The following is a 19,359-nucleotide window of genomic DNA, read 5'->3' as shown; positions in this document are numbered from 1 at the left end:
ATCAAAGAGTTTGATAAATCTAAAGTATGAAAAAATTAAAATTTTTGTGAGGTGCAAAGTTTTATGCTTATCAAAAGACTTGTTGCTAATGTCTTGCTGTTTGCGTTTCTGATTATGTGCATTTTGCCGGCAGGACTGGCAAAGGCAGAGACTAACACACTCTTCAAGGATATTCAAGGCAATTTTGCAAAGGAGGATATAGAAAGATTTTTTGAACTTGGACTGGTAAATGGGTATCCTGATGGAATGTTCAGACCCGGCAGGAATATTTCTGTTGCAGAGTTTTGTAAAATTCTGAACAGCTATACAGGTGCTGTTGCAGAAGGGATGCTTAATATAAGCTGGAAGATCAGCCCCCGTGCGTGGTATTTTACAGAGCTAAAGAAAGCTCAGGCAGCCGGGTATTTGGAGGTGTTTGTTAATGAAAATGGTGGGCTTGACCCTGCAAGACCTGTTACAAGGCAGGAAGCATTTGCAGCTGTGGCGACTGCTTTAAAGCTTGAGGGTTTTGCTCCTGATGTGCTGAACAATTTTAAAGATGCCAGTGAAATCTCTAAGAATTACTTAATGGGCGTTAGTGCACTTACAGGTTTGGGATTTGTAAAAGGCTATCCGGATGGGACTTTTAAGCCTCAGAAGGAAATTACAAGGGCGGAGATAGTTAAACTTTTGAGCAGGATTGCATCATTTATAGCCACAAAGCCCGGAGTTTATTCTTTGTCAAAAAGTGATGGATTTGTAATAATAAACAGCAGCGATGTTGAAATCAGAGATTCGTCAATCAAAGGAAATGTATATATAACTCAGAGTGTTGGTGACGGAACTGTTACTTTAAACAATGTCACTGTAGAAGGTGGGAAATTGTTTGTACTTGGCGGTGGAGAGCATTCTGTCAGGCTTGTGAACACAAAGGTTGGAGAGATAGTTATTGATAGCAGACTTTCAAAAACCAATGTTGAAGTTGGGCAAAACACCCAGGTTGAGAGTATAGTTGTGCTATCATCTGCAAAGGTTTCACAGGAAGGCAATCAAAGCTCAATCAAGACTATTTTATTAAAACAGGATGGCAGACAGCAGACAGAGGTTGAAATCAATGCAAACTGTGAAACGCTATATATACATTCCCAGAATGGCAAAGTAAGTATCCAGAATGCTCAAATAAAAAATGTGGTGGCAAGCAACCTTGCAAAGAATTACAGGCTGCTTTTAGCAAATTCTCAGGTTGAAAAAATGGAACTGAATAGCAATGGAAAGGTGGAAATAGACAAAGAGTCAAAGGTCTTAAAACTTGTGGTCAAAGCACTTGCCGAAAATGTAAGCATCACAGGTAGTGGCAAGATAGAACAGGCTTCAGTTTACTCGGATGGTATTGTTATAAACGAAAGTAAACTGCCAAAAGGTGAGGATGTTGATGTAAGTTCATTGATAGCAACGCAAAATTCATTTTCTCAGCAGTCAACCACAGCTGATGTGCAGAGTACATCGGCAGCTTCAACAGCTGCATCATCAACCCAATCTTCAGGCACAGGTACAGATAACCAGTCAGCTCAGAACCAAAACCAGCAGGGGAATCAGCAGCAACAGCCACAATGGCAGCTTGTGTGGGAAGACGATTTTAACGGAAATTCAATTGATACATCAAGTTGGAACTTCACAATTGGTGCGGGCGGCTATGGCAATAATGAGCTTCAGTATTATTCAAACAGACCTGAAAATGCAAGAGTGGAAGATGGAAAGCTTGTAATTGAGGCAAGGAAGGAAAACTATCAGGGAAGTCCGTACACTTCTGCAAAACTCACAACACAGGGCAAGTTTGCATTCACCTATGGAAGGGTAGAAGTAAAAGCAAAGCTCCCAGAAGGGCAGGGTGTGTGGCCGGCTATCTGGATGATGCCGGAGGATATGAATTTATATGGTGGATGGCCAGCCTGCGGAGAGATTGATATTATGGAGCTTCTGGGGCATGAGCCAGGCAAGGTTTATGGGACAATCCATTATGGAAATCCGCACACATACCATGGTGGCAATTATACATTGCCTGATGGCAAAAAGTTTTCAGATGATTTTCATGTATTTGCTCTTGAGTGGGAACCCGGGAAGCTAAAATGGTATGTTGATGGCCAGCTTTACTATGAAACAAGCGATTGGTTTTCAAGGTCTTCAAACGAGGCGTTTGATTATACCTACCCTGCACCATTTGACAGAGAATTCTACCTGATATTAAACGTTGCCGTTGGTGGTAACTGGCCGGGGTATCCGCCGGATAATGCAGATTATTTCCCGCAGAAGATGGTTGTTGACTGGGTTAAAGTTTACAAGCGCACAGATGTAACATACTCTGGCAGTGTGACAAAACCTGTGACTGACACAGGCTATCCGGCCGATGCAAGAGTGCCACTTGCCGATGGTAATCTTGTATATAATGGTAGCTTTGACACAGATGATCCAGGTGTTGAAGGCATAGAAGGTGTTGCAAACACCGACTACTGGCAGTTTTTGCACATTGCCGATTTTGGCGGAGATGGCAGTGTAGAAAATGTTGACAACAGCATAAAGATAAATATAACAAAGCCTGGCAGTCAAACATATTCTGTTCAGCTTGTTCAAAAGCCAATTTGCCTCATAAAAGGCAGGACATACAGGCTATCATTCAGAGCAAAAAGTGACGACAGCCGAACAATAGAAGTAAAATTCTCAAGCGGTGGAGGCGACAATGGTAGCACCTGGATTGACTATGCAGTAAAGACATTTAACTTGGATAATGAGTGGAAGGAATACTCATACATCTTTACCATGCAAAGCAGCACATATGCAAAAGCAAGGCTTGAGTTCAATGTTGGTCTTAGCACATTGCCGGTGTATATAGATGATGTCAGGCTTGTTGAGTACAACCTTAATGATCCAAACATCATAAAAGAGCCTCTGCCCAATGGGAACCTCATTTACAATGGCACATTTGACCAGAGCGATGGCAGATTTGCTGCGTGGGAGTTTGTAAAATCAACAGCTGCAAATGCAACATACCAGATAGGAACAAAGCCAGAAGAGAGGTTCTTCAAGACAGCAATAACAGACGGTGGCAGCAGTTTTTCTGATATAAGGCTTGTGCAGTCCAACATAAAAATTGAAGCAAAATCTAATTATCTTCTTTCTTTCAGGGCAAAGGCATTTGAAACATCAAGGCAGATTAGGGTTTATATATCAGACCAGAACTTCAGTCCAATTTCGGAAGTCAAAACAGTAACACTTGGGACAGACTGGGCAGATTACAGGTTGAATTTAAATACAAATGAAACTCTGCAACAAGACCTTAAGGCAAAGCTTGTATTTGAGCTTGGCAGTTCAAACACAAATGTTGGGCTTGACAATGTATCAATGAAGCAAATATTGCCATCAAGCTATGTAATAGTTCAGGCAGAAGACTTTGCTGAAATAACTAATGCTCAAAACTCAGGTCAGTATGTTTCATTTGATCAGGGAGGCAGTGCAGTATTCAATGTAAATATTGCAAAAAGTGGAGAGTATGTTGTTTCATACAAAGTAAGATCGCAGCAGGATAGCACTTTAAGACTTTCAGCTGGAGATGAGGTTTACAAAACACAGATTGCCAATACAAATGGCAGTTGGGTAATTGTAACAGACAGTGTATACTTTGATGCAGGCAATCAGCAGGTTCAAATTGCAGCTGACAATCTTGATCTTGACTATGTGGAGATATCTCCAAACATGATTGCAAACGGAGACTTTTCAAATGGGCTTGAAAAGTGGGATACCTGGATTGGAAATGGCAGCAGTGGAAGTATCTTGGCTTCGAACGGACAGCTAAAGGCATCAATTACCAATATAGGATTAGCATTTTGGAGCATACAGATTATCCAGGGACCAATGAAGCTTGAGAGCGGCAAGGTATACAGAATTTCCTTTGATGCAAAGTCAAATTCACCGAGGGATATGTTTATTAAGATTGACGACTCAACATACTATGGGCATCTTGAAAAGTATGTGCCGCTTACAGAAGAGATGAAAAATTACACATTTGATTTTGTAATGGATGCAACAAGGTCTGATATAAGACTTGTAATAGGCTTGGGGACAATGTCACCAGGTGGTCAAAATCCACAGCAAACGGCTCATACAGTCACAATTGACAATGTAAGAATTGCAGAGGTGTCAGAAAACTGTGGCTACTTTGAAAGAAATGTGGCTGAAGAAATAACAGGTGGCAGCTCTTCTGAGCCGCAGCAGTTTGTGGGAGATAAACTTTTGCCGGATGGCAGCTTTGACACACCGGACAGTATTAATAACTGGAAATGGTGGTCAACAGCTGGCAACAATGTAACAATGTCAATTGAAAATGGAGAGTTAAAGGTTGGTGTAAGTTCGGTTGGGAATTATCCATGGGATCCACAGATCTTCCGCGAAGGCATTACTCTTGTTCAAGGTAAAAATTACAGGATTTCATTCAAAGCAAGATCATCTGTTGCAAGAAAGATAAACATAGCACTTGGAAAGCCGCTGACATATGATCCGTGGTTTATCGAGTACATGCCAAAGAAAACAATGGATATTACAACCGACATGAAAGAATATTTAATATACTTCACCATGAACAATGAAACAGATACAAATGCAAAGCTTGTGTTTGAGATAGGCAAAGTGGATGGATTTTCAACTGTACCATTTAATGTATACTTTGATGATATACAGATAGAGGTCATAGATGAAATCCCGCAAGAGCCACAAGAGCCGGTATCCCATACTCAAAAAGTTGGTGACCAGATAATACCCGATGGGACATTTGACACAGGTATGGGCGAATGGATATACTGGAGCGGCGACCAGTACTCAGGTTATTCAGATATGCAGGTTGCAGTTGAAAATGGCAGGATGAAGATTCATCTAAATTCTGTAGGGTGGCAGTCTTACAGTGCACAGGTTGCAAGAAAGAACCTCACGCTTGAAAACGGGCTTACCTATGAACTTAGGTTCAGGATGAGTGCATCAAAGAGCACAAAGATTCAGGTAAACATTGGAAAAGAATTAACATATGATCCATGGTTTATACCTTATGCGCCACCAACCGTGTTTGATATCTCTCCAGATGAGCAGGAATATAAACTCAGTTTCAGGGTTACACAGCCAACAGATGTGACAAAGGTTGTGTTTGAGCTCGGACCAGTAAGTGGGTTTAATCCACCTGTTCCTTTTGATATCCACCTTGATGATGTGACACTCACAGTTGTGGATGATAAGTAAAAAAGTGCCGTCTGAAACCAGCATTTTGGGGTTGCAGGGCAAAAGCCCTTGCAACCCTGTGTTTTGAAAACTACAAAAGGAGGCTATAGAATGACAAAACCCAAATATTACTATGATGAAAAGACAAATGCATTTTGCATTGAGAATTATCAGATTGCAAAGCCATTTTCAAGCTTTCTGCCAGGGATTGCCGGTATATTTGGTATTCCACTCTGGTGCTTTTATGTAAACAGAGGACAGTGTATAGTTTCATTTGGCACAAAGAACAAGGATGGGGCTATTTTAGAGTTTTTGCCGGCAGACAGGGCTTACAGGCTTGCTTCAACCCATGGATTCAGGACCTTCCTGAAGATTGACAGGAAGATTTTTTACGAGCCCTTTCAGGTTGATAATTTGTACAGGGGCGCAAAGAGTAAAATGTCTATTTTCCCTGACAGATTGGAGATCTGCGAAGAAAATCCAGAACCTGGCATAAAAACATATGTAAAATATTACACACTTGCAAATCAAACACTTGCCGGGCTCATAAGAGAGATTACAATAGAAAATACTTCATCTTCACCGGTAGAAATAGAAGTTTTAGATGGGCTTCCGCTGATTGTTCCATACGGAAAAGGTGACTTTGCGCTAAAGAACATGAGCAGGACAAGTGAGGCGTGGAATTTTGTTGAGAACCTGGATAAAAGGGCGCCATATTTTAGGTTTCATTCATCGTCCGAGGACACAACAGAAGTTTTCGAGATCAAAGAGGGGAACTTTTATATAACCTTTGAAGACAGTGGAAATGGCTTTGAAAGATGCGATATAGTGATTGACCCTAAAAAGATTTTTGGTATAAGCTCGGAGATAATAAAACCGTATGAATTTATTCTTTCAGATGAGCTTGACATATCAGACCAGGTTTTTGCAAATAAAACATGCTGTGCTTTTGCCCATATAAAAAGGACAATAACCCCCGGGCAGGCTTTGAAACTTTACAGTATAGCAGGGCATGCAAAGCTTGTTGAAAATCTCAACCGGTTTGCCAATGGTATCAAATCAGCTGAGTTCTTTAAAAAAGCATTTGAAGAAAACAAAGCAGTGATTGATAGTATTATTTTAAACAATGCAATTGTTACATCCGACAGAAAACTGGATGAATATACTAAAATGTGCTATCTTGACAATATCCTGCGCGGCGGTGTGCCGGTTACAATTGAGCATGGTGGCAAAAAAGATGTAATATATCTGTTTTCGCGAAAGCATGGCGACCTTGAGAGAGATTATAACTTTTTTGAGATTCAGGACACATATTATTCCCAGGGAAATGGGAACTTCAGGGATATCAACCAGAACAGGCGAAATGACCTTCTTTTCAACCCTGACATTTTTGACTTTAACGTATGGTATTTTATGAGCCTTATTCAGCTTGACAGCTATAATCCTCTGGTTGTGAAAGGTATAAAGTACAGGCTGAGCGATCCTGAGACCATTGAGAAGTATGTAATAAGCGGCAGTGAAGAGCTAAAGAGCTTTTTTGAAAAGGACTATCTGCCATATGAACTTATAAAGTTTCTGGAAACACATGATGTAAAAATAAACATATCAAAAGAAGAATTTGTAAGCTGCTGTCTTGTAAATTCAGAGAAGGTAATTGAAGCAGACCCCGGTGAAGGTTACTGGATAGACCATTTTACCTACAACTTTGACCTGATTGAAAACTTCGAAAGTGTATACCCTGATAAGATGAAACAGCTGCTTTTGCAAAGGAAATATTATTATTATGACAGCGAACATTATGTAAAACCAAGAAGAGAAAGAATAAAGATTATGGATGGAAAAGTGAAGCAGCACGGTGCATATGCGCTTGACAAACAAAAGCAAAGTCTTATAAACTCCCGCACTGATAGGAAAAGGTATGTAAGAGTCTTAAATGGTCATGGTAATGTTTACACAGGCAGCCTCATTGAAAAGCTTTTGGTGGTACTTTTAAACAGAATGGCAACCTTAGATCCATTTGGTGTTGGAGTGGAGATGGAAGCTTCAAAGCCGGGCTGGAACAATGCACTAAACGGGCTTCCAGGAATATTTGGTTCGTCTGTGTGCGAGACGTTTGAGCTATTAAGGCTTGTAAAAATGCTCAAAAAGTATTTTGAAGCCTATCTTGAAGATGTCAGCGGAATTGAGGTTTTTGAAGAGCTTTTTGAGTTCTTTGCAAAACTTAAAAATCTTCTTGGTGATACAGAGAAAAGTGGACACACACTTTTATACTGGGATGAGAGCAACGCTATTAAAGAGGAGTACAGAAGCAAGACAAGGTTTGGAATAAGCGGCAAAACTGAAAAAATAAACAAAGAAGATTTATTGGAGTTTTTAAATCTGTGTGAAGATAGGCTAATAAAGGCAATAGAAAAAGCTTTTGATAGCGAGAAAGGGCTATTTTATACCTACTTTATAAACCAGCCGGTTGAGTATGAGTATGATGAGGAAAAGCAGGAGGTTAAAATTAAGAAATTTGAGCAGAAAAAAGTGGCATTTTTCTTGGAGTCGCAGGTAAGGGCAATGAAGGTAATAGATGATGTGGAACAAAAGAGGAGGATTTACCGGAGCGTTAAAGAAAGTGACCTTTACGACAGAGTGCTCAAAATGTACAAGACAAACGAAAGCCTTGCAAACCAGCCAAACCAGCTTGGCAGGATAAAGGCTTTTACACCCGGCTGGCTTGAGAATGAATCCATTTTCATGCACATGGAATACAAATATCTGCTTGAGCTTTTAAAGGGCGGGCTTTACAAAGAATTCTATGAGGATTTCAAGATGGCTTTGCCACCTTATATGAATCCGGAAGTCTACGGAAGAAGCGTATTTGAAAATTCATCTTTTATTGCAAGCTCAAGCAATCCTGACAGAAGCATCTGGGGAACAGGGTTTGTTGCAAGGCTCTCTGGCACAACAACAGAATTTTTAAACATGGAGCTTATTATGCTGTTTGGCGAAAAGCCATTTGAGTTCAAAAATGAAGATCTTATTTTTAAACTGTCTCCAAAACTTCCTGGCTGGATGTTTGCCGAAGATGAAAAAGAGGTTGAGATTTTGATAAACGGTGCCAGACAGACCATTGTTTTGGGTAAAAATCAGTTAGCGGCAGTGCTGTTTGGCAGGGTGCTTGTTATTTATCACAATCCACAGAGGCTTAACACATATGATAAAGATGTAAAGGTTTCAAAGTATATTTTGCATTTTGATGATAAAGTGGTTGAAATTGAAGGTGAAATGGTGCAAAAACCTTATTCGTATGAAATAAGAAATGGCATGTGCAGAAAAATAGAGGTGTTTTTATAATTTAACAAAAAAGACTACACTGCCCCTGTTTTTTAAAAAGCGGTGGTGTAGTCTTTTTTGACATTTTGGATTCAGGAGAGAGATAAAGATGCTTTCAAGGCTTTTTGCAAAGTGGAATGACATAAAGCTTAAAAATAAGCTTCTGATAGCTTTTGTATTTTTGATAGCTATTCCTATGTCCTTTATATTTGTTTTTTCCTATACTTCTTTGAGAAACTCAACGCTTAAAAAATTTAACTCAAAAGTGATATTATTAAACTAAAGGAGGTAGACGAAGATGAGCGATATAAAAACTATTCGAGAGGATATCAGAAACGAAGTTGGCATTGACTTAATATGCGGCCTCTTGGGTAAACTTACAAATATACTTATTAACATTGAAAACTCAGACATCGAAGATAAAGAGCAGAAAAAATTGAAAAACTAAAAAAAAATGAAGGCTGCCCTTGCAAAAGAAAGAGATGAAGCATACAGCGGAAATAAGGACACCATTGAAAGAGCTTACACCGTGTACGTCACACTTCTAGATTTAATTGCCGAAAACGAGTCAAAGTTTGTAGAAATGTTGTAAGAGAAGAATACGAAGGAGAAATTAAAGAGCTACAATCAAAAGCTAAAGAAATGTTGAACGAAAAAGACAAAGCATTGATTGAAAAAGAAGGCAAAAAAGTTGAAAACATAATCGAAAATGCACTGCAAAAAGCTGAAAGCAAAAATGTGAAAGTAAAAAAGCATACTCGATAAGAGCAGGTGTAGAAAATGGCTAAAAATCTTGAAGAAAAACTAAAAAACATTGATGAAAAAATTTCACAATTAAAAGCACAAAAACAGCTTATACAGAACAAACTGAAAGAACAAGAGCGAAAAAAGCGAACGAAAAAATTAATAGAAATAGGTGCGATATTCTACTCAGCTGGAATAAAAGATCAAGAACCAGCAAGCAAAGTTAAAGAGTTAATTTTAACCTACATTTTGCAAGAAGTCTTCATCTTCTGTAAGATGGAGATGAATTGCGATTGATAAATAATTAGTTTTGGTATATAATAAAACTGGTGATAACAATGAAGTTTGATACTAATAAACATTCAGTATTTCTACTATACTACCATTTGATTTTGGTAACAAAATATAGAAGAAATGTAATAGATGATAGAATTTCAAAAAGATTGAAAGAAATTTTTGAGTATATTCAACCAAATTACAACATAACCCTGATTGAGTGGAACCATGATAAAGACCACATTCATGTTTTATTCAAGGCAACTCCTACAACACCGCTTTCTAAGTTCATAAATGCTTATAAAAGTGCCTCATCAAGGCTTATAAAAAAAGAATTTCCTGAAATCAAGCAAAAGCTTTGGAAGGAATATTTTTGGTCAAGAAGTTATTGTCTTATTATAAATAGTGGTGCTTCAGTTGAAGTAATTAAAAGGTATATTGAAAGCCAGGGTGAAAAAAGAAAATGCTGAAAGCATACAAGTATCGTATATATCCGAACAAGGAGCAAAAAGAATTTTTTAAAAAGACCTTTGGCTGTTGCAGATTTGTATGAAACATGATGCTGGAAGAAAAGCTTGAAGCATTAAGACAGGAAGGGAATATTCCAAGGATAACTCCAGCAAAGTACAAAAAGCAGTACCCTTTTTTAAAAGAAGTTGATAGTCTTGCTCTTGCAAATGTTTAGCTTCAGCAAGAGAAAGCATTTAGGAATCATTTCAAAAATTCCAAACATTTTAGACTTCCGAAGTTCAAGAGGAAGAAAGACAAACAGTCATACACCACAAATAATCAGAAGACTAAAAGTGGAAATGAGACAATCAGGGTGGATTTTGAAAAAGGGCTTTTGTACCTGCCGAAGATAAAAAGTGGAATAAAAGCGGAATTTCACAGAAGATTTGAGGGGAGGATAAAATCAGCAACAGTTGTTAAAACCAAAGCAGGCATGTATTATGTGAGCATACTTGTAGATGTGGATGACCCGAGGAATAAAGTTAAAGAGCCACAGAATTTTATTTGTGGGATAGACCTGGGTTTGAAAAGTTTTGCAACAGTTGTAAATGATAAGAAATGTTTGAAGATTGAATATCCGAGGTATCTAATCAAAGCTGAAAAGAAGCTTAAAAGGTTACAGAGGCAGCTTGCGAGAAAGGAAAAAGGTTCTAAGAATTGGGAGAAGGCAAGAGAAAGGCTTGCAAAAGAGCATGAGTATGTAAAAAATGCAAGAGAAGATTTTTTACACAAGTTATCGAAAGCCATCATAGATGAGATCCAAGTCGTGGTGGTTGAGAGTTTGAATGTAAATGGGTTGTCAAGGACAAAGCTTTCGAAGCATGTTCTGGACAGCAGCTTTGCAAAGTTTATAGATTTTCTGGAGTACAAGGCAGAGTGGTATGGAAGGGAAATAATAGAAGCAGATATGACATTTTCATCGTCAAAAATGTGCAGCAAGTGTGGACATATTTATAAAGAGTTGGAATTGAAAGATAGGGTATGGAGATGTCCTGAATGTGGAGAAGTTCATGACAGGGACGAGAACGCAGGAAAGAACTTAAGAGACTATGGATATAGATGTATAAAGAGGTAAATAGGGTGGAGACCACCCGAATTTACGCCTGTGAAGATCTGGACCTCTACCATCATGGATAAGACCATGGTGGCAAGTCTGGTCGATGAAGCAGGAAGCCTCCACCTCTTCAGGTGGATGGTAGTTCACTCTTTATAACCAGGTTCTTTTCAAAAATGCTGTGCAGGAGGTTCAAAGTTATCTTGATGAGCTCAATAGCATAAAATACGACTTTATAATGGACGATAGCTTTATATCAGACATTGGAAAGACTTTTGCAAGATATACCGATCATCAGGATTCTTTTCTGTACAATAATATCCTGACAAAGATAAGCCAGTATATATCAACAAAGGAAATTGTTCAGTCAGTTCAAATTATAAACAAGAGCAAGCAGGTATATTTTTTTTTCAAAGTTGCAGGGAGATGTGCCATATGAAGATGATGGACAGATCAGGGAAGGTTTTTTGAATGAAATAGTAAATCAGGAAGGGAAATATGTAAAAGAAATTTAAGACATTTGTTAGGTCTCAAAAATATAAAAAATAAATGCAAGCACACCGCAGGTTTTTAAAGCCTGCGGTTTTTGTTTTTTTTTTAAAACACCAACGTAAAAAGTTCCGCAAAACAAAAATGGGACCCTCCCCAGCAGCTGGTCTTTTTTCTTTAAAAAGTTTTGTGTAGCTTTTTCAAAAAGCTGGTACAAGGAGTTTTTGAGAAACCATTGTAGAAAAGTGCAAAAAATTTGTTTGCAAAAACTCATCCTAACATGGTATACTATTAAGTAGACAAAACAATCTACTGGAGATGATTGTATGCTAAACAAAACAACAACGGTAAGAGTGGATGTTGAAACGTATGAAGGCTTAAAGAAACTGGCTTCGGAGCTCAATCAACCAATGCAAAAGATAATTCAGGAAGCTCTTAAAGAGTACAAAAGGAAAGTCATGCTCTCTAAAACTCAAGAAGCTTTTGCTGCTCTTAAAGAAAACAAGAAGCTCTGGCAGGAGGAAATTGAAGAAAGGAAGCTTTGGGAAAACACGTTGCAGGATGGGATTGAGCAATGAATGCCAAAAGAGGAGAAATATGGCTTGTAGATTTAAATCCAACAAGAGGACATGAACAGAGTGGTGTTCGTCCAGCAGTGATAATTTCAGTGGACGAATTCAATTCATGTGCTGCTGAGCTGGTGGTTGTTGTACCAATCACAAGCAAGAATAAAAATATACCGCTGCATGTAGAAATACAGCCCGAAAACAGCGGACTTGCAGAAGTATCATTTGCAAAACCTGAAGATATACGCTCAATCTCAAAAGAAAGACTTGTCAAAAAGATAGGTCAACTTCCAGAAGTAAAAATGAAGGAACTGGAAGAGAAAATAAAGATTCTACTGGGGTTGTAGAAACGACTAATCTGTAGAAAATTAAAAAGGAGATGATGTATATGCCTGATAAACAACAAATTGAGTTTTTAAAAGAACTTAAAAAACTTTAGAAGAGTTGGCAAAATCGTCAAGGAATTAGAAGAAAAGCAGTAGTATAAAAAAGTTTAGCTGCAGAAACACCTACTGGGGCAATTGCAACATAGAACCCTTATGGAAACGTTTTCATAGCAGAGAACAGAAAAAGACAACAGCCTCAAGCACATTCAGGTTGGCTTCAAAGCTCTTTTTGGGGTTTGGCAGTATCTCAAAAATTTTGAGAATACTGAATTTGCAGAATCACCCTCAGCCAGAAGGGAACTGCAAAAGATAAGATTTTTTGAGTATTAGAAACCATTAGAATTTCTGTTCAAACCACTATTGCAAAACCTGCAAACAGGGTGTATAATAAAAATAGTTAGGAAAAGTGCACTTAAAACCTGTCAACAAAAATATAAAAAATAAAAACTACCACAGCTTTTGAGCTGTGGTTTTTGTTTTTTGTGTGGTATAATAAGAGATGTAAGCAAAAATTTTTAAAAGGTGATTTTGTGATGGTGTTTACAGTGGTAGTAAACAAAGAGGACAACTGGTATGTAGCTAAATGTGTGGAAAACAGTGTAGCCTTGCAGGGAAAAACTATTGAAGAAGCAATAGCAAACCTGAAAGAAGCTCTTGAACTCTATTATGAAGGGGAAGAAATACAAAAACCACAAATGCCACCATTGATAACTACTATAGAGGTGGCAGTATTAAATGTCTTCTAAGTATCCCTATTTTGCTGTTGAAATTTTAAAGCCACAATGGTATAATATACTCAAGAAAATGATTGCTAGAAGTGTATAAATTAGCTGTTTATAAAGAATGTCAAATTTTCTGCAAAAGTAAAAAGTGGCAGAGAGTAAAACGCAAAAAAGTAGCGAAAAGAAGGGGAGTAAAGCCACGATTGGTTTTTAAGGTAGCTTATTCAAAGCTGCTTGTCCAGTCGTGGCTTTTTGTATTTGTGAGAGCTTCAAAATTCTGTGTAGTTTTTTTGAAAATCATGGTATAACTATATTGAGAAAAAACTTTAGCAAAAAGAAGTTGATTTAGTCATGAGAAAACTTTTGAGCTTTATAGCAATTATAAGCCTGCTTTTAAGTTTTGCCTTCCCAGTAGCACATGCAGGGACAATTTCCAAAACAGTGCAGGCAGTATCAAACAAAGTCCAATACATTACAGCAGGAGAGTTTGTCACATCGCTTTTGATGGGTGCAAAAGTCAAACCCAATGGCATTGCTGACTACTGGGGCAAAGCTGTTTCTATGGGTTTGATACCTGCTGAGGTTAAAAAGGACAAGCCACTAACAAGAGCTCAGGCAAGCTATATTGTGTGGAAGTTAATAAATAGCGTGCCAGAGCTGAAAAACAAGAATATACCAGTCAAAGCAGAGATACTCACGCCATGGGATTTGACCATAAGAGGCAGAGGTTACCTGTATGACTTTTTAACAAATCTTAACTTTGTTATGTACTGGGCTGACTTGCTTGTGATTGACAACTACTATGCCGATGGAACAAGAGAAACCAAATATGTATGGGACACGCTAAAAGGCTATATCATGCGTGACGATTTTGAAAAATTCTTATATGACTTTGCTAAAAAGAATCCTGATAAACTGAAAGTAGCACCAAAAACTGAGGGCGGGTATATCAAATATGACCCAGCAACGAAGTCCTATTATTATTGCTTACCTTTTGAGAACGGAATAAAGAATTCTCTTTTATCCCCTGATACAAAATATGCAATAGACTTTGGAGGAACGAAATGGAATTTGGCGTATGACTTACGTCGTAACAAGTACTTAGAGGAGTATATCAAGAACTATCCGCGCAGGTTTGCTTTAGATTACACGAGGTTTGCACAGATGGCTGATGACTACACTAAAATCCCGCAGCTCTACAGAGAACCAATGCTCAGACTTGCCGACCTTGGCATTATCACTCCTGAGATGTCGCCACTGTTTGTTGCAAAGGTGCGATTTAACCCTGCAAAGATGCTCACACGCTCTGATGCCGTCCAGTTAATCACAAGAGTGTTCGATAAGTCAAAGCGGGATGTATATGATGAGTTTGTCTGGCAGTTAAGAGACTATGTTGATATGAACACAGGAATAGTTTACTTGTGGGATGATTATAAAAAGGATTATAAACCGCGAATGAGTATTTACAATAAAAGTGTATATAACAAACTGAAAAGTGGTGATGTACCTGTATTTTCTGAACCTAAAATAACATTCAGGATGGACAAGTTGAAACTGCTGGCGTTGATTAAAGAGATTATGAATGACCCTGTAGAAAAATATTATTGGACAAAATTTTGGAATAATAGAATTGGTAATTCATTTGTAGTATATTCTTTCGCTGGATTAGAGTTTTATTTACCTTATGGAAGGTTGCATTTGATACCGTGGGAAGATAAGGGATTTAATATTGTGAACTTTCCAGTAGGTTGGGTTACGCCGGTAGTACCAAAGGCATATCTGGCAGAGGTTAAAAAGGATTTTAAGTATTATACATCGAATAATGTTAAACTTCCACCGGATGGTATTGTAAAGCGGTATGGAGATGTATATATGTGGTATGTTAACCGTTTTGGAAGTATGAATATGGCATACTGGTGTTCAGTTAATCCTTCAAACAGCAATTTTTATCCAAACGCAAAAATTATGTATGCAAAACCAGACCCGAATATCAAATAGATTGAGAGGTGAGATGGTGTGGTAAGACGTAAAAAGAGCTTGTTCAGAGCTCTTTCTTTTTTAGTAGTGGTTTCAATCCTGCTCAGTTTATGCCCTGTATTCCCACCTGTGCTCAAAACAAAGGCTGAATACTATGCTGACAAAAGAGATACTGTTTATGAGGGTGGTTCTAATTTTAGTGATTACAAGGGTGTTAGCAGGAAGGATTGTGCTAGAAGTTATGGAGTACCAGAAGAAGTAATAGCCGCAAATCCCGATGAACTTTCTGCATCTGCAAAATCCAAATGTGAGAATGGACAATACGGGTATTCTAAAGATGGTAATAGTTATATTATCCCTCTCAACGTAGAGGCGACGATAGACAGGGGGTATGCGATATATGGCATACCCTAGGATGTGGCAGACAATTTCACAAAGGCACAGCCAGGGTTCAAGCAGGTCTCAAACGGTTACTTCTGGGCAAGTTTGCAGTCTGATGGGTATTATCATCTTTCCTCACCTGGTACTGGTGTAAGAGGGTATTTCAGATACTGGGGATTTTCACAAACAGGCAGTGTGCAGTCTGACAAGGAGTTCCCGTCTGACAGGGATGAGTATGCTCCTGTCACATCAGGCACAAAGATTATATACAAACCATGGACAAACTCTGTTGCAAGACAGATTTGTGCGGTTGCAGAGTCGTATAATCCCAACAATGTTGACCCTAAAGCAATTACCCAGACATGGCAGTCACTTTCGAGGTTCGTGGATATGAAAGGGCAGACTCTTGCAGATGCTATAAACATAGCACAGACACAGTCAGGTTCAAAGATAAATTCAGCATCAATGCTGGCTGATTATGCCATGATTTCTAACGCAACGTCTGTTGCAGGTGCTCAGGTTGTGCTTGTTTTACAGGAACCAGATGGTTGGGTGCATTACAGAACCTACGATGGCATACCAGATAAAGCAAAACCTCAGGTTACAACTGATACTATTGGCTACAAAGTTGCATCGGATAGTTACCTTGTCAAAACCAGCGATGGTAAGCTTAAGTACGACCCAGCAACTAACCAGGACCCTGTACTCTACGTTGACATTACTGGTAAGATGATAGATAACTATAACTCAGGTAGCAGCAAACTATACTTCAAGGCATTTAACTATACAAGAGACGATGTTACACAGTATGCGGTTGTGATTGATTCTGTTAAAGTAATTAAAAAGGGAACTGATAACAAAGATAAAGTAACAACTTTGAATTTGAATATTGTTGGCAAAGATTTAGAGGCAGCTCCTAGACGTAGTGACGATTTCATGAACATTACAGCAAGTTCGATAGGGGTTAAGATACCGAGGAGTTATTTACAGTATGGACAGGGTGATGCAACTGACGTTCCAATAACAGTAGAGATAACCGGGCATACAAAGGTTAACTTTAACAAAGGCACTCCAGCAGAGGGTAGTACAAAGAGTGTAACAGCGCAGATAGTTATTCAGCCAAGTTTACCAGCGCCAAAGATGGACAGTTTATCACCGATTCCAGCACAGACAGAGGTTACAATAGGGCAGAACAACACATACACACCCAGCAGTCTCAATTTCATGCTTAGCGGTAAAGCATCAGTTTCAAACCTGCCAGCATCTGCACAGATAACAAAATGGGAGTTTGACATCTCAGGCAATGGAACAACCAAGCCAACTATGACTGTGACAACCTCAAGCCCGACTGCTAACATAGATACAAACCACTCATCAGCAAAGTTCAATAACATTGACCCAAAGAGCCTGAGCTATAACAGTCAGGGTAAAGCGACAATCAACTTTGCAGCGAGGGCAAGGTATTATGCAAAAATAAACGGGGTTGAGTATCCTTCTGCATGGTCAACTTCAAAAAATGCACAAGCAACAGTTACGTTGAGATTAATGAGCAAGTTTTAGAACTTGCGCGAAGGTATGTAAGTGAGAATATAATACCATTAAAGTTTTTCGATGATGCACTTCATATTGCAGCAGCTATCGTAAACGAATGTAATATTTTAGTGTCTTGGAATTTCAAACATATAGTTAAGTATAAAACCATAGAAGGCATAAACGCAATTAACAGACTAATGGGATATAGGTAAATTCAATTGGTGTCACCACTTATGATTTTAGAAGAGAAGGAGTGATGAAGATACTTGAAACAAACGCAATGAGAGAATTGCACAAAATACAGGAAGAGATTTATGAAGAAACAAAATACATGACTGTGACAGAATTGATTAGATATTTCAAAGAAAACGCCAAAGAGGTAGAGAAAAAGTTAGAAGAGTTAAGAGAGAAAAACAGAAAAGAAATTGTTCAGTAAAACCTCAAGAATCCTCGCCTCTATGAGGCGGGGAGTAGGTCAAAGTAATAAACAAATCCAGAGTCAAACCTAAAAACAATGATGATATAGTAATTGTCAAATATTCCAGAAGAGTAAACAAAATCAGCCCGGTTGCTTGTGGTTTTTAACTTGCCCTACAATTAAGTTTGTAGCAAGTAGTTACTCTAAAATGAGCAGGGATTTAAGTCCCTGCTTTTTTCATTGAGAAAATTAAAGCCTTCAGAGGTGTTTTCTATGCCCAGTAGTATTCTTTTCAACATTCCACAGCATACATGTTTAAACTGTGGTGCTTGCTGTGGGCAAGTTCTGGCAACAAAAAGCGAGATTGAAGCAGTTAAAAGATATGTTGAAAACTCAATAAGCCAGGAAAAACAAAAAAGGCTACTTAGCCAGAAAAAACACCCTCTTGCCTGTCCTTATAGAGATATCCAAATGAAAAAGTGTGCAATATATCCTGTTAGACCTTTAATTTGCAGGCTTTTTGGAGTTGTTAAGGGGATGGAGTGCAAATATGGCAACAGCTATGAATTAGACGGTGAAAGGTTTCTAAGTCCTCATGAAGAGTATTTTTTTCCAAGCTTTTTAAAGGAAAGATAGTTTTTTAGCCGTTGCTATAGTGGTTGACTTTAGCTCTTGCAAAACAGACAAAAACCTGCTACAATATAATTAAAACATTTGCCATAAATGTAGCATTTAGGTGTTTATAAAGAATGTCAAATTTTTTAAAATCAAAAAAGCCAGATTTAACACCAACAAATGTTCGCTATTTATAACAAACTCAAGCCAATTCAAACTTTTTCAAAACCATGGCCGGTGGCAGGGTAGCTTGAAAGCTCAAGGCGGGCTTTGGCATGTAGCTAAAAGACAGACAGCTACTGGGGTAGCAAGACAGCAGTCAAACCCGAGAAAGGCTTTCGAGCCGGGGTATCAACAACAATAGCAAAAAGTTCAGGAGAAATGAGTGTAAACGATTACACAAAAGCCTCCCGCAATACCTAGCAGGAAGAAAAGAAAAGATAACTTGAAAGCCCGGACAATACCTTGTCCAGTAGTCTAAAAGTCCTAAAAATCTCTGCTTAAATTGTATTGCAGAAACTACAAATAGGGTGTATAATAAAAACAGTCGGCAAAACTGTGTTTAAAACCTGTCTACAAAAATGTAAAAATAAAAACTCTCATTGGGTAGAAGCTTGCTATTTATAGTTTGCCAAAAAAAAGAAAGAGGGGAAAAATGAATAAAAAATTAACACTATACTTTGATACTTCAGTAATAAGCCATCTGGACCATCCTGACAACCCTCAGAATACATTGATAACCCAAAAACTCTGGGACAGTTGCAGAAAACAGGAATATATTATTTTCATCTCGGAACTTGTGCTGATAGAGCTTGAAGGTTGTAACCCTGTAAAAAGGTCCAACTTGTATAATTATTTGCGGCAAATCAATTATAACCTAATATTTCTAACAGAAGAAATTAACAATCTTGCAGAAAAGTATATTAACGCAGGTATTATACCACAGAAGTACAAGTCAGATGCATTGCACATAGCAGCAGCAACCGTTTCAAACTGCGATTTTCTTGTATCATGGAACTTCAAACATATTGTACGTGCGAAAACTATATTGGGAGTCAATGGGATTAATAAACTGACAGGTTATAAAGAAATTCAAATTGTGGCTCCCAATATGCTTGTAGATGAGGAGTGA

General features: G+C 38.2%; 16 protein-coding genes and 1 pseudogene. All 17 read left to right on the top strand.

What is annotated here, in order from left to right; all coding sequences use genetic code 11:
* Positions 1–63 precede the first annotated feature (63 nt).
* The 17 genes and pseudogenes from OTK00_RS11790 (at position 64) to OTK00_RS11710 (ending at position 19,359) form a co-directional block, all read left to right on the top strand.
* Positions 64–5,256 (top strand): carbohydrate binding domain-containing protein, encoded by a 5,193-nt coding sequence (locus tag OTK00_RS11790; RefSeq protein ID WP_045168666.1) that lies wholly within the window; start codon positions 64–66, stop codon positions 5,254–5,256.
* Positions 5,257–5,346: 90 nt separating this feature from the next.
* Positions 5,347–8,577, top strand: coding sequence for a hypothetical protein (locus OTK00_RS11785; protein ID WP_045168667.1), 3,231 nt, complete (start codon positions 5,347–5,349; stop codon positions 8,575–8,577).
* Between the two features lie 277 nt (positions 8,578–8,854).
* Entirely contained in the window at positions 8,855–9,004 is a 150-nt protein-coding gene (locus tag OTK00_RS11780; RefSeq protein WP_241765431.1) for a hypothetical protein, read from the top strand.
* A 6-nt stretch (positions 9,005–9,010) separates the two neighbouring features.
* Entirely contained in the window at positions 9,011–9,148 is a 138-nt protein-coding gene (locus OTK00_RS11775; RefSeq protein WP_268760793.1) for a hypothetical protein, read from the top strand.
* Between the two features lie 188 nt (positions 9,149–9,336).
* A complete protein-coding gene (locus OTK00_RS11770; RefSeq protein WP_045168668.1) occupies positions 9,337–9,597 on the top strand; it encodes a hypothetical protein in 261 nt (86 codons plus the stop codon).
* Positions 9,598–9,638: 41 nt separating this feature from the next.
* Positions 9,639–10,046 carry an IS200/IS605 family transposase gene (gene tnpA, locus OTK00_RS11765; RefSeq protein WP_045168669.1) on the top strand — a complete coding sequence of 136 codons (408 nt, stop codon included), beginning with the start codon at positions 9,639–9,641 and terminating at the stop codon, positions 10,044–10,046.
* Positions 10,040–11,161 (top strand): annotated as a pseudogene (locus OTK00_RS11760) (RNA-guided endonuclease TnpB family protein). Before tnpA ends, OTK00_RS11760 begins: the two are co-directional and overlap by 7 nt.
* Positions 11,162–11,321: 160 nt before the next feature.
* The gene (locus tag OTK00_RS11755) at positions 11,322–11,579 is read left to right on the top strand and encodes a hypothetical protein (RefSeq protein WP_045168670.1); all 258 of its coding nucleotides are present in this window, start codon (positions 11,322–11,324) and stop codon (positions 11,577–11,579) included.
* Between the two features lie 376 nt (positions 11,580–11,955).
* Complete coding sequence (locus tag OTK00_RS11750) at positions 11,956–12,207, top strand: ribbon-helix-helix protein, CopG family (protein WP_045168672.1); 252 nt, start codon at positions 11,956–11,958, stop codon at positions 12,205–12,207.
* Positions 12,204–12,542, top strand: coding sequence for a type II toxin-antitoxin system PemK/MazF family toxin (locus tag OTK00_RS11745; protein WP_045168673.1), 339 nt, complete (start codon positions 12,204–12,206; stop codon positions 12,540–12,542). Before OTK00_RS11750 ends, OTK00_RS11745 begins: the two co-directional genes overlap by 4 nt.
* A gap of 572 nt (positions 12,543–13,114) precedes the next feature.
* A complete protein-coding gene (locus tag OTK00_RS11740) occupies positions 13,115–13,327 on the top strand; it encodes a type II toxin-antitoxin system HicB family antitoxin (RefSeq protein WP_045168674.1) in 213 nt (70 codons plus the stop codon).
* Positions 13,328–13,654: 327 nt separating this feature from the next.
* Positions 13,655–15,301, top strand: coding sequence for a hypothetical protein (locus tag OTK00_RS11735; RefSeq protein ID WP_045168676.1), 1,647 nt, complete (start codon positions 13,655–13,657; stop codon positions 15,299–15,301).
* Between the two features lie 18 nt (positions 15,302–15,319).
* Positions 15,320–15,694 carry a hypothetical protein gene (locus OTK00_RS11730; RefSeq protein ID WP_241765432.1) on the top strand — a complete coding sequence of 125 codons (375 nt, stop codon included), beginning with the start codon at positions 15,320–15,322 and terminating at the stop codon, positions 15,692–15,694.
* A 3-nt stretch (positions 15,695–15,697) separates the two neighbouring features.
* Positions 15,698–17,221: an Athe_2463 domain-containing protein gene (locus tag OTK00_RS11725; RefSeq protein WP_241765433.1), complete on the top strand. Its 1,524-nt coding sequence runs from the start codon at positions 15,698–15,700 to the stop codon at positions 17,219–17,221.
* 229 nt (positions 17,222–17,450) lie between these two features.
* The gene (locus tag OTK00_RS11720; protein ID WP_045168677.1) at positions 17,451–17,630 is read left to right on the top strand and encodes a hypothetical protein; all 180 of its coding nucleotides are present in this window, start codon (positions 17,451–17,453) and stop codon (positions 17,628–17,630) included.
* Positions 17,631–17,885: 255 nt separating this feature from the next.
* Positions 17,886–18,248, top strand: coding sequence for a YkgJ family cysteine cluster protein (locus OTK00_RS11715; RefSeq protein ID WP_045168678.1), 363 nt, complete (start codon positions 17,886–17,888; stop codon positions 18,246–18,248).
* A gap of 634 nt (positions 18,249–18,882) precedes the next feature.
* Positions 18,883–19,359: a type II toxin-antitoxin system VapC family toxin gene (locus OTK00_RS11710; RefSeq protein ID WP_045168679.1), complete on the top strand. Its 477-nt coding sequence runs from the start codon at positions 18,883–18,885 to the stop codon at positions 19,357–19,359.

The sequence above is a fragment of the Caldicellulosiruptor morganii genome, from assembly GCF_026810225.1.
Classification (GTDB): domain Bacteria; phylum Bacillota; class Thermoanaerobacteria; order Caldicellulosiruptorales; family Caldicellulosiruptoraceae; genus Caldicellulosiruptor; species Caldicellulosiruptor morganii.
Note: the sequence above shows the minus strand (reverse complement) of the source record. Positions and strands in the feature narration are given on the sequence as shown.

Excerpts from the sequence above, each read along its gene's own strand:
- OTK00_RS11790 (WP_045168666.1), top strand. The coding sequence starts at position 64 with ATGCTTATCAAAAGACTTGTTGCTAATGTCTTGCTGTTTGCGTTTCTG.
- OTK00_RS11785 (WP_045168667.1), top strand. The coding sequence starts at position 5,347 with ATGACAAAACCCAAATATTACTATGATGAAAAGACAAATGCATTTTGC.
- OTK00_RS11780 (WP_241765431.1), top strand. The coding sequence starts at position 8,855 with ATGAGCGATATAAAAACTATTCGAGAGGATATCAGAAACGAAGTTGGC.
- OTK00_RS11775 (WP_268760793.1), top strand. The coding sequence starts at position 9,011 with ATGAAGGCTGCCCTTGCAAAAGAAAGAGATGAAGCATACAGCGGAAAT.
- OTK00_RS11770 (WP_045168668.1), top strand. The coding sequence starts at position 9,337 with ATGGCTAAAAATCTTGAAGAAAAACTAAAAAACATTGATGAAAAAATT.
- tnpA (WP_045168669.1), top strand. The coding sequence starts at position 9,639 with ATGAAGTTTGATACTAATAAACATTCAGTATTTCTACTATACTACCAT.
- OTK00_RS11750 (WP_045168672.1), top strand. The coding sequence starts at position 11,956 with ATGCTAAACAAAACAACAACGGTAAGAGTGGATGTTGAAACGTATGAA.
- OTK00_RS11745 (WP_045168673.1), top strand. The coding sequence starts at position 12,204 with ATGAATGCCAAAAGAGGAGAAATATGGCTTGTAGATTTAAATCCAACA.
- OTK00_RS11740 (WP_045168674.1), top strand. The coding sequence starts at position 13,115 with ATGGTGTTTACAGTGGTAGTAAACAAAGAGGACAACTGGTATGTAGCT.
- OTK00_RS11735 (WP_045168676.1), top strand. The coding sequence starts at position 13,655 with ATGAGAAAACTTTTGAGCTTTATAGCAATTATAAGCCTGCTTTTAAGT.
- OTK00_RS11720 (WP_045168677.1), top strand. The coding sequence starts at position 17,451 with ATGAAGATACTTGAAACAAACGCAATGAGAGAATTGCACAAAATACAG.
- OTK00_RS11715 (WP_045168678.1), top strand. The coding sequence starts at position 17,886 with ATGCCCAGTAGTATTCTTTTCAACATTCCACAGCATACATGTTTAAAC.
- OTK00_RS11710 (WP_045168679.1), top strand. The coding sequence starts at position 18,883 with ATGAATAAAAAATTAACACTATACTTTGATACTTCAGTAATAAGCCAT.